The 15,648-nt window shown below is 61.6% G+C and carries 10 protein-coding genes; 2 read left to right on the top strand and 8 right to left on the bottom strand.

The genetic code is table 11. The features are described from left to right. Positions 1–715: 715 nt before the first annotated feature. Positions 716–3,190, bottom strand: coding sequence for an ESPR-type extended signal peptide-containing protein (locus tag OUZ45_RS00310; protein ID WP_266167872.1), 2,475 nt, complete (start codon positions 3,188–3,190; stop codon positions 716–718). Positions 3,191–4,312: 1,122 nt separating this feature from the next. On the opposite strand from OUZ45_RS00310, the gene OUZ45_RS00315 reads away from it, so the two are divergent. After that, entirely contained in the window at positions 4,313–5,917 is a 1,605-nt protein-coding gene (locus tag OUZ45_RS00315) for an alpha/beta fold hydrolase (RefSeq protein WP_266167873.1), read from the top strand. Between the two features lie 191 nt (positions 5,918–6,108). Here the strand turns inward: OUZ45_RS00315 and OUZ45_RS00320 are convergent, their stop codons facing one another. From OUZ45_RS00320 to nfi, 7 genes are all read right to left on the bottom strand, one after another. After that, the gene (locus OUZ45_RS00320) at positions 6,109–6,540 is read right to left on the bottom strand and encodes a hypothetical protein (RefSeq protein ID WP_266167874.1); all 432 of its coding nucleotides are present in this window, start codon (positions 6,538–6,540) and stop codon (positions 6,109–6,111) included. A 319-nt stretch (positions 6,541–6,859) separates the two neighbouring features. Then, positions 6,860–7,279, bottom strand: coding sequence for a type IV pilin protein (locus tag OUZ45_RS00325; protein WP_323137495.1), 420 nt, complete (start codon positions 7,277–7,279; stop codon positions 6,860–6,862). Positions 7,280–7,301: 22 nt separating this feature from the next. Further along, positions 7,302–7,991: a pilus assembly PilX family protein gene (locus tag OUZ45_RS00335; protein WP_266167875.1), complete on the bottom strand. Its 690-nt coding sequence runs from the start codon at positions 7,989–7,991 to the stop codon at positions 7,302–7,304. Between the two features lie 34 nt (positions 7,992–8,025). Further along, the gene (locus OUZ45_RS00340) at positions 8,026–9,327 is read right to left on the bottom strand and encodes a PilW family protein (protein ID WP_266167876.1); all 1,302 of its coding nucleotides are present in this window, start codon (positions 9,325–9,327) and stop codon (positions 8,026–8,028) included. Beyond that, complete coding sequence (pilV, locus tag OUZ45_RS00345) at positions 9,327–9,866, bottom strand: type IV pilus modification protein PilV (RefSeq protein WP_266167877.1); 540 nt, start codon at positions 9,864–9,866, stop codon at positions 9,327–9,329. Before pilV ends, OUZ45_RS00340 begins: the two co-directional genes overlap by 1 nt. A 226-nt stretch (positions 9,867–10,092) precedes the next feature. Further along, positions 10,093–11,937 carry an ABC transporter ATP-binding protein gene (locus OUZ45_RS00350; protein ID WP_266168330.1) on the bottom strand — a complete coding sequence of 615 codons (1,845 nt, stop codon included), beginning with the start codon at positions 11,935–11,937 and terminating at the stop codon, positions 10,093–10,095. A gap of 505 nt (positions 11,938–12,442) precedes the next feature. Beyond that, the gene (nfi, locus tag OUZ45_RS00355; RefSeq protein ID WP_266167878.1) at positions 12,443–13,126 is read right to left on the bottom strand and encodes a deoxyribonuclease V; all 684 of its coding nucleotides are present in this window, start codon (positions 13,124–13,126) and stop codon (positions 12,443–12,445) included. A gap of 93 nt (positions 13,127–13,219) precedes the next feature. Here nfi and OUZ45_RS00360 point away from each other — a divergent pair, with 93 nt between their 5' ends. Continuing rightward, entirely contained in the window at positions 13,220–15,622 is a 2,403-nt protein-coding gene (locus tag OUZ45_RS00360) for a DUF3772 domain-containing protein (protein WP_266167879.1), read from the top strand. Positions 15,623–15,648: the final 26 nt, after the last annotated feature.

Here is a 15,648-nt window from a genome sequence, read left to right on the forward strand (position 1 = left end):
TCATGGAAGATGACCGCGCGCGTATCGACGACGCATCGCGCATTTGGTTCGCGGCTTCTTGCTTTGATGTTGGGCTATCGCGACCTGGCCGCTTACGCAGCGGGCGTTCCGCCTCGCTGCCGCGAGTCGGGTCACTTTCTCTTTGCTGGCCCAAAGAGAAAGTAACCCAAGAGAAATGGCCTCAGAGCAGGCGATGTGCTCCGTAGTTACGCGTTTTCCGGTGTCAGGCGTCGAGATGTTTTTCTGAGGGATCGCCTTGCATTGTTTTGGCCCTACGCAAAAGTACGAGCTTGTTGGTAACAGCATGCTTCCAACGTCTGGCACTGGAAGATGCGAGCCCACGAAGCGCGCCGCCTGCTCTCAGACCATTTCTCTTTGGTTACTTTCTCTTTGGGTCAGCAAAGAGAAAGTGACTCGGGCGCCGGCAGGCGTCCGAAATGCCCGCTGCATAAGCGGCCAGGTCGCGATAACCCAACATCAAAGCAAGAAACCGCGAACCAAAGGCTTACCTCCGCGCGCAGAGGGCGAGCCGTTCAATACAGAACCAGAAATTTTGAACAGGCTCTTAGATGACATGGGGACACGACATCCCATCGCGTCGAAAAGGAACCGCCATCCATGGCGGCCCCCATCTCCATCCATGTTCGGTGGATCACAAAAAAAAGCAGGAGGCTTTCGCCTCCTGCCCGGTCGTGCAATCAACCTTTCCTCCTGATCAGAGATCCACACCGATACCGGCGCCGACCGAATTCTCCGAGCCGCCGAAGGCGCCACCGAGACTGAAGCGTGTGCGCTCGCCGACCTGCTGGGCATAGCCCACCGCCATGGCTTTCTTGCCATTCTGGAAGCCAACGCCCATCGCCACGCGACCACTCTTGGATGCACCGGCCGCATTGATCGCCATCTGCGTATTCGCCGCGCTGATCGCACCCATCTGATCGATCTTGCCGTCGACCCGGCGGAAACGATCATTCACCTCGCCGCGGAAATCGGTGAGCGACTGGTTCAACGAATCGAACTTCGTATCCGTATAGTTCTTCGCCGTCTCGATCGCCTCGTTGACCTGCGTGGTCACCTGGCCGACATTCGCCGCATCCGAAGCGGCCACACCGTCGCCGACGTTATGGATGGGCGCGCCGCCGTTATCGGAAACCGGACCATCGCCACCGCCACCGATCGTGCCATCCTCAACGCCTTGCTCGATGGAGCCGACGCGGCCATCCAGGCTATCGATCTGGCCTTGCAGCATCTGGCGCATATCGTACATCTGGCCACCGTTGACGGCCTCCATGCTGCCGTACGCAATCGCGCCACCCGCCAGATTGCCGATGATGCTGCCGTTGGTACCGCCCAGCGTGGCGCGGCTCAAATCGTGACCGTCGTAGGTCAGCACGGAAAGCACCTCGCCACTGACCGGATCCAGGGCGCCGGCGGCCCTCAGCTGGGCGATCGACACCGCGTCGGTATCGGCAACGCCGTTGGCGATGCCGCTCAGCACACGCGGCCCGCTGCTGCCGCCCAGGTCCACCACGGTGCCGCCCAGGCCGGCACCCACGCTGATCACGCCGCTGGCTGCGTCCTGCTTGACGATGCCGATCGTGCCGCTGGAGAGCTCGCCGAGCTGGTTGGTGATCGTGCTGATGTTGCCTTCGTTGACGGTGACGCGATCCCCAAGGTTGCTGAGATTGGTGTTGATGGTTGTGATATCGCCTTCTACCACGCTCACGCGCTGATTGGTGTTGTACAACTGCGACCCATTGACCGCATCGGTGCTGGTCGCACTGAGCGAGCCATCAGCGACGTTGGTCAGCGTCACTGCCTTGGCGGCGGCACCGGTGCCACCCAGCGTGACTTTATCCTTGGCGATCGCGTCGTCGTACTGCACGCCACCGGCGCTGACATCGCCGATCTGCTGCTGCAGGGCGGTGATGTTGGTGGTGTTGGTGGTCACGCGACCGTCCAACGCAGTGATGGCGTTGGTGTTGTTCGTCACATTCTGGTTGGTGGCAAACAGCTGTGAACCATTCACGGCCTCGGTGCTGGTCGCGCTGAGTGCGCCAATGGCGACGCTCTTGAGCGTACGCGCACCATTCGTGCCAGCGAAATCCACTGCCGTACCGCCCTTGCCCGCCGCCACGGTGATATTGGCGCCGGCCGAAGCCTGCTGCACCAAACCCACCGTGCCGCTGTTGAGGTTGTTGGTCAGAGTGGTGATGTTGGTGGTGTTGTTTGTCACCGCCGTATTCAGCGAAGTCAGCGCGCCGCCTACTATGGTCTGAGTGGTGCCCTGGATGGTGTAGGACGGGCCGGTGACTGCGCCCGTGGTGGCATCGACCTTTGCTCCGCCGCCCAGTGCGTCCACCACCGGCGTGAGCTGACTGACGTTGACCGCATCAGTAGCGGCAGTGCCTGCCGCCATATTGATGATCTGACGCGTGTTACCTGCGGCACCGACCGAAACCACATTAGCGCGCGTGCCAGTCGTTGAATGTGCGCCCAACGCTACCGAATTGGTTGCACTCGCAGCGGCACCTGCACCAATCGCAACGCTGCTTGCCGCGGAGGCTTTTGCCTGCGCGCCTAATGCCACCGCCGCATCCGTACCAGACAAAGCATTTCCGCCTGTAGCCGTTGCATAAGCACCGATGGCTGCGTCGCCGTAGTTGGTTGCGGTTGAATACACACCGTAGGCGGCTCCCCAGCTGCCCGTTACAAGAGCATTAGCGCCCACGGCAGTTGCAGAACCAACTGCAACGCTATCGGGTCCACCGATACTGGCGTCAACGCCAATAGCCGTGTTGCGACCAGACAGAAGGGGACCGACACCGGGGCTAGTGATCACAGCACCACCGGCCGCATAGTCATTCGCAGCCAATATGCCAATATCCATGATGCCCATCGAGGGGCTGTTGTTCGCGGACGAAACACTGGTCAAGGAACCAGCCGTATTGGTGGTGCACTCCCCCGCCGCATCCAGCGTGCCCGATTGGCCGTTTGGCGTGGTGCAGGTGGTAGACGTGGTATCAGCCGCGAAAGCAGCGCCAAACGGCGCAGACGCGACCAGTGCAATAGCCATCGCACCGGCTAACGCTTTGCGGCCGGACTTCTTCTTGCGGCCCTTGGCCAATTCCGACGCCACAACGAATTTACCGATGGCGTTATTCCACACAAGCCTATAAATCGTATTCATGCTTAAACCTCTTTCGTAGGTCGATGGGTCGCGCCACATCGGGCGGCGCGACGAATGGCCGGGTCGAAGTCGAAGCAACAACGAACCGTTTTTTGGGAAACACTTCCCTACCTCGCAAAGCGTTTTGCGAGGAAAAGAAACCACCAGGGATGACACCCATGATTGAGACGACGTCGATGACGGACGTTCGCCTTCTACGGATCGTGCCGTTCCTGCCAACCAGGCGGAACGCTTGATCCATGGGTAGGACTTTAGAAAGTGCGGCCGACGATAGGCATAGTGCTAGGCCTAAAAGTCGCCATCAGTGATGGTTCGCTGTGGTTATCGTTCATGGAAGATGGCCGCGCATGTATCGGCGCGCCATCTGCGCGCACGATCCCGCATGGGTATGGCTGTGCTTGGCACCCACCACTCGTCGGATGAGCGTATCCATGCCCTTCGTACGGGGGAACCCGAGTTTCTTCCCAAGCCGTGGGTACCGAATGCCTGAAGGCTTCACTGCTCAACATCCGTCGCCGTCTACGTCACCCGCATGGTCCGCGGAGCACCGCTTCCGTGGGTACGGCGAGTAGCGGATGGTGGCACCTGGAATGGATACTTGGCGCTTGACGGCGCCCAATGACGCGCACATCGCCTCGCCCCGCGAGGAAAGCAAAGTAATGGCCGTGCTTATGATCAAGAGCGATCGGGTGTGGTCTCGCAACGCACTGATCGATGCCCTATCCACACACGCGGACACCATCGATCGGCGCCGATTGGATTGATCGTCTACCGCCTTCGTGGAAAAGTCCCGCGACGAAGTGGGCAAACGCTTCCACGGCTGACTGTGCGCACATCTGGCTATGGGTTCTCCATGGACAGGACACCCGACTGATGTCACCAGACATTTCGGCCCCATACGGTGGGATTGCCTTGGCCGATTACCTGCGATCTATCTAATTTACATATGTGATTTGACATGCATAAATGAAGTGCGGATACCTCATGGTCTGAACAATCCGCGCTCGAAGATTTCACGCCAACGCGACCGAGGCGAACGTTTAAGGCGCCGCCGGCATCCGATGACAGGTTTTGAAATCAACCCCGGAGATTGTCTTATCCACTCCGTTGAAGGGAATATCTATGAATTACGTGTTGCGCCTGTGCCTTTTGTTCTTTCTTGTGACCACAGGACCGATCGCGGTGGCGGGGGTCCTGCCCGGCACTCTGCAATCGATCCCGACCACGGACGGCTATACGTTGGAGGCTTATGTCGCCGTGCCCAGTGGGCCGGGTTCGGGCCCTTTTCCTCTGGTGGTCATGCCCTCCAGCTGGGGCATATCGTTTGTTGAGTACGTTGGCCAAGCCAACGCTTTGGCCAACCAGGGTTACATCGTAGTGAGCTATAGCTCACGGGGATTCAGCACAGGCTGTGCGTTGAGGCCTACGTGTGGCCTTATCGATGTCGCCGGACCGCTCACCGTGGGGGACGTCAGCACGGTCATCGACTGGGCCTTGGCCCATACACAAGCCGATCCGCAGGCGATCGGGGTCTCAGGGATTTCCTACGGCGCGGGCACCAGCTTGTTGGCCGCCGCATCCGATCCGCGCATCAAGGCCGTGGCATCGCTGAGCACCTGGGCTAACCTGGAGGCGTCATTGGATGCCAATCAGACACCCAGTGCCCAAGGCATCGCGCTGTTGTCGTATGCCAGCTATCTGGGCAAGCCAGGGCCGCTGATGCAGCAAATCAATCAAGACGTCGTCTTTGGCAACTATGCCGGCGCCGTGGGGTTGCTGCTTCCGGTGGTCGCGGTTCGCGACCCGGCCACTCAGATCGCACAACTCAATGCCAACGGCCCCGCTGTTCTACTCGCCAATGCCTTCGAAGATAGCCTCTTCGTACCCAGTCAGTTGATCGATTTTTACGATCAGCTCCAGGTTCCCAAGCGGCTGATGCTGGCACACGGTGATCATGCGACCAACGAGCTGCTGGGCGCGCAAGGATTACCCAACGAGGTTTATGACACCGTCACCCAATGGTTCGACCGCTATCTGAAAGGGGTGGCCAATGGTGTCGATAGTCAGCCGCCCGTACAGCTCAAATCGCAGATGGGTGATTGGAGCACGTATCCCGATTGGGCCGCAGTCCAACAAGGGGCCACGACGTATGCGCTGACCGATCCCAGCGTGAGTCTGTTCAACCCCACCGGCACCGGTCGCCTGACCCCTGCCGCCGGCGGGAGCTGGAAAACCACGATCATGGGCGGTATCCCTACAGTTGCCAATTCCGGCGTGGTGATGATCAATGGCGTACTAACCGGCTTGTCATTGCCGCTGCCGACGTCGCTCCCTCTGATCGCACGCACAAACGCCACGGTCTGGACTGGACCGGTCTTGACCACGACACGGCACCTGGCAGGCATGCCCGCGCTGCATGTCACGGTCACCTCCGATCAGTCTGCGCTCTCGCTGTTTGCCTACCTCTACTCTGTCGATCCGTTGTTTGGGACTGCGCAGCTGATCACCCACAAACCGTATACCTTTCTGCAGGTGACGCCGGGAGTTCCGCAGACGCTCGACCTTCGTCTCGAAGCGACGGATTGGCAGGTGAACGCCGGTCAGCAGTTGGCCCTGGTGATCGGCACCGTGGATGGACGCTATGCCGGCGTCACGCCGCTGTTTAGCCGTGTCACGCTGAGTTCGCCAACGTCTTCGCCTTCGACACTGACGGTGACATGGCATTGACGATAGGAAAGCAACCGGGGGGAGTCCGCACCAAAAGCTCAAAAACCCGGATCAGAGTGGAGCTCTGTCGAGCGCACTAACGAAAAACCCCGCGCCAGCGGGGTTCTCCGTATCTCTTGCATTGAAAGCGCGGCACTACGAACCAAGTCGCCGATCCACAGTGCGCTAGCCTTCGGCCGTGGTTCATGGCCTCACACCTGAATGGCGGTGGTGGTCCAAACTTCGTTGGGTTCGCCATGTCCCCAGGTCCAGAGCCCGACCTTCGCGCCGGGGTTCCAGTCGTTACCGAGGGCATTCATATTGAGGTCCGTATTAGCCGGCGGCCGGACCGCAGCGGACGTTGCCCCGAGTACTTGGAAGGTGTTGCTTGAAGTGAAGGTAGCCGACGGCTTGGTCAGTACGATGGGAGCACCCCTTTCGATATGCTGGGGTATTGCATACAGGTTCGAGTGAGGATTAAACAGAACCGATGCCTGCACGCCCGGCGCATAGACCCAGCACCATTGCTGTTTGGGATCTGACGGATTGGGGTGGGCAAGTATGAGTTGCGAACCTGGCCCCGGATTGTTTCCGTCGACGGCCAAGGCATTACCGTTACCCATCGTGATCTGATAAAGAATCATCGCAGTTCCCCTCCTGATTATGGGTGGCATCACGCTAGTCGAACTTAATGTCGGCTCGTGGGAATAGATGCTCACCGATAGTTAGTTCCACGTGATTCGCGGACCGTACCTAACCATCCGTCGATACCATGTGAATACCAACGAACAATCAGATCGCGTACTGGCTTTAACTCTTGTAATCAGCCTGAATAAGCTGTGCAAAACCAGATGTTGATCCGTTGGATGCTGACCGGCCAATGCGGATATTTGCGTTTTCACACTGCCTCGGCCGATAGCGGACATTTTTAGAGCAACCACTTCGTCGAGCGACTCGCGTCCATCACCAGCACGGCCCGTGGCTGTTCGCCGCATCGGCCGGCCCAGGCGTCTTTACGCCCGACTGATTGATGGACAGATCCCCGCACGCATCCCCGGCCTGCACTCCTTGCGCGATAGCGGTGGCGGTATAGCCCTGCCCCTTGGTGTCGTCGACGACGATCGACGCCTGGTAATAGCCCTTCTCCGAACTCGCCGTCGTGCCTTCCGAAAATCCGATCGTCTTCAGATCTGCGTACTTGTGGTAGGTGGCGTAGTAGCGCTCCTGCGCATGGGCGATACGCAGAAGCAGCTCCTGGCCATCCACCCGCCGCACCCGATAGGCGTAACGTCCGTAGGTTGGAATGGCGATCATGGCGAGAATCGCGACGATGGCCACCACCACGATCAACTCGATCAGAGTGAATCCTTTCAAGCGCTGCATAGATCCTCCTTGGCTTTTAATCTCATTCACCCACGTCGAGCACGCGCCATGAACGGCGGCGCCAACGCGCATCACCGCTCCCCGGCTCCGCAGCCGCACCGTCGCCGCCCCTGGCGGAGAACGTGCTTTCCAGTACGCTCAGCGTGTTCGCATTGGCGCCGGTGGCGCGTGCGGTAATGCGGTAAATGTGATTGCGTGGGACAGCGGGGTCGTACTCCTCTTGCGCGCCCTCGCCCGACGGTCGCCCCTCACCCAAGTCTTCGATCAGGTATCGGGGGTTATGTGCCAGCACCGCGGTTGCGTCCTCCGCCCTGGTGAAATCCAGGCTGCCATCGCTGCCCTTGTACTCGGTGCCCGCTTCGGCCAGCCAGCCTGCACTGGTACGGAAAGCGATAACTTGGTCGTTGGGTTGCGCGGGATCGTGCACGAAGCAGTCGGCGAGCACACCCATCCCACACTGCATGTGCAGACCGGCGTCGGCGGAGTATTTCCACAATCGCCACTCGGCGCCGCGCAAAGCGCTCTCCGCGCTCATCCGCGCCAGCTGCGCGTCGCGCACGTTGCCAGCCATGCGTTCCTGCAACAGCGAGCGGCCGGAGGCGCTGATCGCCAGCACGGTCAACAGCACTAGAAAGATCAGCGCCACCACCAACACTACGCCGCGTTCGTCGCGCATGGATGGAAAAGGCACGATTCGCTTGCCTCTGAACATGATGGAATCCACGGATGCCGTGTCGGCGGCCGTCTTACGGGTTGTAATTGCGCACTGAAATCAGCGCAGTGAATTCGCGTCGGATCATCGCGTCGGCAAACCCTTGATCGCTCGGTTTGATCGCGTGGGCGCTCGGCGGCTGAGGTGTGGTGATGCCGTCGACAGCGTAGGTGTAGCCGCGCTCCGCGGCGTTCAGGGTGTGGAGAGGCTCCTGACCGCTCATGAGGATGCTGACCTCGATAGTCTTGACCGCACGCCACAGGCAACCGGGATCGGTACCCAGCGGCGTCGGTGCCGAAGGCGGACAGTCGACGCTGGTGCTGGCATCGACCTGGGCCGCCGTGAGGTATCGGGTATGGCCGTTGGCATCTTCCACGCCGTAGCGGAAATTCAGCCGCTCGATGCCGCGCAGCAACTCTTCATCGGGGCCACCATTGACTCGGCGCATCAAGGCGCCAGTGAGCGGCGGCTGGCCGTCGTCGTTGGTGCTGATGACCTTCAGGTAATAGGTGACCGTGAGGAAGTCGCTGTTGAAATCGAACAGTCTGGGCGCCGACTGCTGTTTGTAAGCCAACGGCTTGTCGTAGTTATCCGAACTCTTTGGCGAGAGAGTCGCGGTGCCGCCACCGTTCACGGCGAAGATCTGGGCGTTGGAGCAATCCGCCAGCATGGCCAGATCGCCGGCCGCGAAGTCCTCGATCGGCGGCTCACCTGTGCCGGGAGCCAGCGTGATGGACGCTACCGTTCCATCCGTATCCGTCGTCATGGTGCTGTTGTTGCCGATCGCCCATCCGCGCGAACCATCCACATAGCGCACGGTGATGACGCTGGCACCCACCACGCGCTTGCCTACCCATGTGCCCATGGCCGGCAGCCCGGCCGGTGGATTGGCCGGCGTGCAAGGCGAGGTCTTGCCACAGTCGTAGCCTCGCATCGACAGAAACGACGGGAAGGTATACGACGCTGCCGGTGCCGGATAAGGGTGGGTGCCCATCATCGTGGTGACATCCGACATTGCCGCTGTCAGGTTCCTGGCATGCACCTTGGGAGCACGCAGTCCATCGAGAGAGATCGTTCCGTCCGCACCGGGCTGTGCGACGTCACCGGTGCTGGCGCAGTACTGCCCATTGGCCATGCGCAAATCCGCGCTGATGCGCGCTATCGCGAAGCGCCCTTCCTCTTGCAGACGAGCCAGCTGGGTCTGCACGCGGTGACTATGGGATGTCGAGGTGAACACCGTGGCGATGCCGGCAACTACCAAGAGGCCAAGCACCATGGCCACCATCAATTCGATCAGGGTGACGCCGGTTTGACGGCGCAGGCGCAAGCGATCCATCACGGCTGAAACCTCCAGACAAAACGCTGCGGGGCCAAAGCGCTATGCCCTTTCGTATCCCCTGCACCGCGTTCGGCCCACTGAATGATCATCGTGCAATCGCCGCCGTAGGGCGGCCGCAGGTTGACCGGCGCACTGGGATCGAAACCGGGACTGCCGGTGCTCGTGCAAACGATGCTGGCTTGGGGGTCGGGAAGAAACGTGGTGAGCTGGCTGCTCCACAGGTTCTGATCGCGAGTGGCCAACTGCACCGGCGTGCACGCCTGGTTGTCGCATGCACTGATCGCCGTGATGCTTGCCGCCGCCGGGTAGTCGGAACGGTTGTAGTCGCCGTTCCACACCCCGACCGGATTGGCGCGCATGCGATCCATCATGCTGCTGGCGAGAAAAACGACTTGCGTGCGCAGGTAGGCCGCGTGATTGGAACGCGTAGCCATCATCAGCAGCCCGGCCAACCCGATCATGCCGATGCTGAAAATCAGCACGGCTACCATCACTTCGATCAGCGAAACGCCTCGCTGGCGTGATCCGATGTGCATCACGATTCCCTTATGAGCCTCTTTCGGACTCTAGAATCGCAATTTATTTCGACAAGCCATGGCGAGACCGGCGGCAGCAAAAAGCCGATGAACGGGTCGAAGTAATCCAGAAAATTAGGTACTTATCCTACGCTTGCGAAACATCCTGGCGCATTAGTTCGTGAGACCGAGTCTGATCAAATCTGCTCAACTCAAGAGATTCGCAAGTTATTACGTGCAATCCATATCAAGCCAGGGCATCGTCCTCGGCCGCCACAAATCCACCCGTCTGCCGCTGCCATAGCCGTGCATAGAGCCCGCCATAGGCGATCAGTTCGGCGTGCGTGCCGCTTTCGACAATAAGGCCCTTGTCCATCACCACCAGGCGATCCATGCGCGCAATGGTGGAAAGACGATGGGCGATGGCGATCACTGTCTTGCCGCGCATCAACAGCTCCAGGCTGTCCTGGATCGCCGCCTCGGCCTCCGAGTCCAGTGCCGACGTGGCTTCGTCGAGGATCAGGATCGGGGCGTCCTTGAGCAACACGCGTGCGATCGCGATGCGCTGACGCTGGCCGCCACTGAGTTTCACGCCGCGCTCGCCGACAAGAGCATCGTAGCCATGGCGCCCTTCGCCATCGACCAATTGCGGAATGAACTCGTCCGCGCGCGCCTTGCGCACGGCATCGAGGATCTGCGCCTCGCTGGCGTCGGGCCGGCCGTACAGCAGGTTGTCGCGGATCGAGCGATGCAACAGCGAAGTGTCCTGCGTCACCACGCCGATCTGTGAGCGCAGGCTTTCCTGTGTGACGTGGGCGATGTCCTGCCCATCGATCAGGATGCGGCCGTCCTCCAGGTCGTACAGACGCAGCAACACATTCACCAGCGTCGACTTGCCGGCGCCCGACGGCCCCACCACTCCGATCTTTTCGCCCGCGCGCACGGCCAGGTCCAGGCCGGAGATCACCCCGCCCTGCTTGCCGTAGTGAAAGTGGATATCGTCGAAACGCACCGCGCCGTTGGTCACCTCCAGCGGCATCGCGCCCTCGCTGTCCTGCACCGCGCGCGGCTTGGAAATGGTCTCGATGCCGTCCTGCACCGTGCCCACGTTCTCGAAGATGCCGTTAACCACCCACATGATCCAGCCGGACATGTTGTTGATGCGGATCACCAGCCCGGTGGATAGCGCAATCGCGCCTACCGTCACCTTGCCCTGGCTCCACAGCCAAATCGCCAGCGCTGAAGTGCCAACGATGAGAAACCCGTTGAGCGTGGTGATCGTCGCATCCATCACCGTGGTCAGCCGGGTCATCGCGCGCAGACGCTGAACCTGCTCGCCCATCGCTTCGGCCACATAGGCTTCCTCGCGATGCGTGTGCGCAAACAACTTGAGCGTAAGGACGTTGCTGTAACCGTCGACAATGCGACCCATCAACCGCGAGCGCGCCTCCGACTGGCGCCACGACCGCTCCTTGGTCCGCGGCACGAAATAACTCAGCGCGGCCACATAAGCGCACAACCACACCACCAGCGGCGCCGCCAGCCAGAAATCCGCCTTGGCGAACATCACGATGGCACTGCCGGTATAGATCGTCACATACCAGATCGCATCCACGATCTGCACCGCCGATTCACGCAACGAACCACCCGTCTGCATGATGCGATTGGCGATGCGCCCCGCATAGTCGTTCTGGAAAAACCCCAGACTCTGCCGTATCACATAACGATGGTTCTGCCAGCGGATGCGGTTGGTAAGGTTAGGCACGATCGCCTGATTCACCAGCAAATCATGCAGGCCGATCAACACCGGCCGCGCGATCAGCGCCACAAACCCCATCCACAACAACGCATGACCATGCTGCTTGAAAAAGTCCGCCGCCGGTGCCCCCTTCGCCATATCCACAATGCTGCCGATAAAACCAAACAGCGACACCTCGACAATGGCCACGCCAAAGCCAACCACAATCGCCGCCGCAAACACCGGCCACACCTGGCGCAGATAGAACACATAAAACCGCCACACCGACTCCGGCGGCATGCCGTCCACCGGCTCCTTGAAAGCATCGATCAGCGATTCGAACCAACGGAAGATCATGAGCGTTCCAGCCATGCCGGGAACGGCATTGTGCTTGAAGAGTATGTAACTGAGATGAGGAAATTGTGGGCTACTCCAAGGGATACAAGAGCGACACGGCGATGCGTAAGCGAGCCGTGCACGGGCCCCCTGTGCAGCGGTGAGGGCTGGACGATCAGGCCCCGAAGGGGGCATCGGCATGGACGCCGATGCCTTTTCGACAAGACAGGGACGTCTTGTCGAAAAGCCCGGCCAGACCCCACGGACTCGAAGGGGCGAAGCCCCGTAGAGCGCGAAACCGGGGTGGTCTTTCTCTTGGTTACTTCTCTTTGACCAAACAAAGAGAAGTGACCCGGCCGCCGGCAGGCGGACGGAAGCCCGCGGCAGGCGAGCCTGATCGCGATAACGCGACAACCGAGCGACAAGGCACTGGATTCCGGCCTACGCCGGAATGACGAAAATAGAAGCGGTGTCGCGAGCACCCACCCCTCACCCCAACCCTCTCCCCGGAGGGGAGAGGGAGCTACATGCCGCGTCGCGATGCCAACCGATCCGCCAACCGCGTCGGCTCCGGCAACCGATACCGCGTACAACACCCCAACACCCGATTCGCCGCCCCCGCCACACTCACCCGATGCCCCGGCGACACAATCAACGGCTTCACCCGATCCTTGCTGCGCAACACCGTGCCGATCACGCGCCCCTGATAGATCAAGTCCGCACGATCACCACGCCGCTCACCCACCTCATCATGCCGCCCCACCAGAAGGGTCTTCGCGACACCAATGGTCGGCAGACCGGTGATCACACCGAGATGCGAAGCAATGCCAAGACCACGTGGATGCGCAATACCCTGTCCATCCACAAAAATCAGATCCGGCACCTCGGGCAATCCCGCCAAGGCCCGCAGCACCGCCGACAATTCGCGAAACGACAGCAAGCCCGGGATATACGGCATGCAGGTGGGCAAGCGCGCTACGGCTTCGGCGATAGGAACCAGCGTCTGCGCATCCAGTAATACCGCCGCCGCGCGGGTGATCGCGCCCTGTTCCTCGAAGCCCACGTCCACACCGGCGATACACCGCGGCTCTGGAAAGTCCTCCTCCAGCCGTACGCGTTTCGCCCATGCAGTCTGCAAGGCGCGAGCCTTGGCTACGTCGCCGTCCCAAGCAGGAGCAGCCGTGTCGATGATCGAAATCCAGTCCATCGCGCGAGCGTGAGAGCAAGCATCTGAACAAGCCGTCAAGACCCATCCCGGTTTTGATTGACCCCGCACAGGTGCGCCCGGATGATGCCGGCCATGTCTACCCTGCTTCGCTCCCTGCTGATCCTGCTGCTCGCCATCGGCTGCAGTTCCCTCGCCCTGGCCCAGGACAACACGGGCACGGTGCCGCCGCAGCCCGCGCCGATCAGCATGGATCAGTTGAACAGCCAGCTCGACCAGGTCAAGCAGGCGCTCACCGATACCGACAAGCTCAACGATGGCGTGCTGGTGGATCTGCGCGGCAAGGTGCAGGCGCTGCAACAACAGGCCGACCAGCAGAGCGCCAGCCTGGCGCCGCAAGCAGAAGGATTGAAGGCCAAGCTCGACGTGCTCGGCCCGGCGCCCGAGAAAGGTGCACCGCCGGAAGCGACCGAAGTGGTCGCCCAGCGCAAGGAGCTCAACAAGGCCAAGGCCGATCTGGATGCACAGACCAAGCAGGCGCAGACGCTCAGCCTGGAAGCCCAGCAGCTGATCACCCAGATCGCCGGCCTGCGCCGCGATCTGTTCGACGCGCAGATCAGCCAGCGCACCGCGTCGCCACTGAGCGGCGCGTTCTGGACGTTGCTGTCGCACAGCCTGCCCGACGATCAGGCGGGGCTGAAACTGCTGGGCGCCGAAGCACTCGGCGCGCTGCGCCAGGCCTGGCAGCCACCGAATCGCACGCCATTCATCCTGTGCCTGATCGCCGCTATTGCCTTGCTCGCGCTCGGCCGACGGCAGCTGGAGCGTGTGCTGGTGCAGCTCACCAGCGACCGCATGCCATCGGGACATCTGCGCCGCAGCACCCTGGCGGTGCTGATCACCCTGGGCACCACGCTTACCTATAGCGTTGCCGCGTACCTGGCTTATCTCGGCATCGACTGGAACGGCACGCTGGGCGACGACATGCGCGCGTCCGCACTCGGGCTGGTGCGGCTGGCAGTGGTGACGTCGTGCGTGGCGGGACTCGGCCGTGCCCTGCTCAGCGCCGGCCGGCCGTCATGGCGCATGCCGGCGATCAACGACGATCTCGCGCGACGCCTGCATCCGTTCCCTTGGCTGCTGGCCTGGTGCACGGTGCTGCTCGGCGTAGCCGAACGGGTGACGCACGATATCGGCGCCAGCCTGGCCGCCACGGTGGCGGTCAACGGCACGCTCACGTTGCTGATCGCCGCGCTACTCGCGGCGGCACTGATCCGCATGGGCCGCTCGCGACGCGCGCTGATCGCGTCCGGCGAGACGCCCGCGAAACGCCCCTTGTGGGTCGGCCTGCTGGTGGCGGCGGCGTTCGTCGGCGTGGTGCTGTCGCTGCTCGGGCTGCTCACCGGCTACATCGCCTTTGCTTTCTTCGTGGCACGGCAGATGGTGCGCGGCGGTTTTATCGTCGCCTCGCTGTATCTGTTGATGCATCTGGTCAGCGACCTGTTCGCCACCCTGTTTTCGCCCGATTCGCGCGCGGGTAACCGCATGCAAGAAGCCTTCGGCGTCGCGCCGGCGCGGCTGGAACAGGCGGCGGTGGTGCTTTCCGGACTCGCGCGCGCCTTTCTGCTCTTGCTGACCCTGCCGCTATTGCTTGCGCCTTATGGTGCCGGCCCGGGAGAACTGCTGTCGCGCGGCGGGCAGCTGTTCGCAGTGCGCTCCATCGGCACCCTGCCCATCGTGCCGGGCAACATCCTCTCCGCCTTGCTGGTGCTGTTGACCGGCACGCTGGTGATGCGCCTGGTCAAGCGCTGGCTGGGTCACGAACTGCTCCCCAAGACCTCGCTGGAACCGGGCATGCGGACGTCCGTCGTCACCCTGCTTGGCTATGTCGGCAGCGTGCTGGTGTTCGTGCTGGTGCTGGGCGCGCTGAAAGTGGACCTGCAGAGCATCACCTGGGTGGCCAGCGCGCTGACCGTGGGTATCGGCTTCGGTTTGCAGGCGATCGTGCAGAACTTCATCTCCGGCCTGATCCTGCTGGCGGAGCGCCCGGTGAAGGTGGGCGACTGGGTGAGCCTCACCGGTGCCGAAGGCAATATCAAACGCATCAACGTGCGCGCCACCGAGATCCAGCAATGGGATCGCTCCATCGTGATCGTGCCTAATTCGCAGCTGATCACCCAGACCGTACGCAACGTGACCCAGGCCGGCGCGCTGGGACGCGTACAGATCCGCCTGCCGATGCCGCTGGGCACTGATGCGTTCAAGGCCCGCAAGATCATCCTGGGCGCGCTGACCGCGCACCCGACCACGCAGGAATCGCCCGCCCCCAGCGTGCTGCTGGACAACCTCGACGGCGGCTCGATGAGCTTCCTCTGTACCGCCTACGTCGGCAATCCGCGCGACGCCAGCAACGTGAAAAGCGATCTGCTGTTCGAGATCATCGACAAACTGCGCGCGAGCGGGCTGCCGCTGTCCACGCCGCAGGACATGATCGTGCGCACCATTCCTGCCACGCCGGACACAGCGCCCAAGACCTGAGCGCCCCCAACGGGAATAGACTGTGG

The organism is Dyella subtropica, from assembly GCF_026283965.1.
GTDB classification, from domain to species: domain Bacteria; phylum Pseudomonadota; class Gammaproteobacteria; order Xanthomonadales; family Rhodanobacteraceae; genus Dyella_D; species Dyella_D subtropica.

Bases quoted from the DNA above. Each gene is read 5' to 3' on its own strand.
- OUZ45_RS00360 (WP_266167879.1), top strand. From the start codon at position 13,220: ATGTCTACCCTGCTTCGCTCCCTGCTGATCCTGCTGCTCGCCATCGGC.
- nfi (WP_266167878.1), bottom strand. From the start codon at position 13,126: ATGGACTGGATTTCGATCATCGACACGGCTGCTCCTGCTTGGGACGGC.
- OUZ45_RS00325 (WP_323137495.1), bottom strand. From the start codon at position 7,279: ATGCAGCGCTTGAAAGGATTCACTCTGATCGAGTTGATCGTGGTGGTG.
- OUZ45_RS00320 (WP_266167874.1), bottom strand. From the start codon at position 6,540: ATGATTCTTTATCAGATCACGATGGGTAACGGTAATGCCTTGGCCGTC.
- OUZ45_RS00315 (WP_266167873.1), top strand. From the start codon at position 4,313: ATGAATTACGTGTTGCGCCTGTGCCTTTTGTTCTTTCTTGTGACCACA.
- OUZ45_RS00310 (WP_266167872.1), bottom strand. From the start codon at position 3,190: ATGAATACGATTTATAGGCTTGTGTGGAATAACGCCATCGGTAAATTC.
- OUZ45_RS00340 (WP_266167876.1), bottom strand. From the start codon at position 9,327: ATGGATCGCTTGCGCCTGCGCCGTCAAACCGGCGTCACCCTGATCGAA.
- pilV (WP_266167877.1), bottom strand. From the start codon at position 9,866: ATGCACATCGGATCACGCCAGCGAGGCGTTTCGCTGATCGAAGTGATG.
- OUZ45_RS00335 (WP_266167875.1), bottom strand. From the start codon at position 7,991: ATGTTCAGAGGCAAGCGAATCGTGCCTTTTCCATCCATGCGCGACGAA.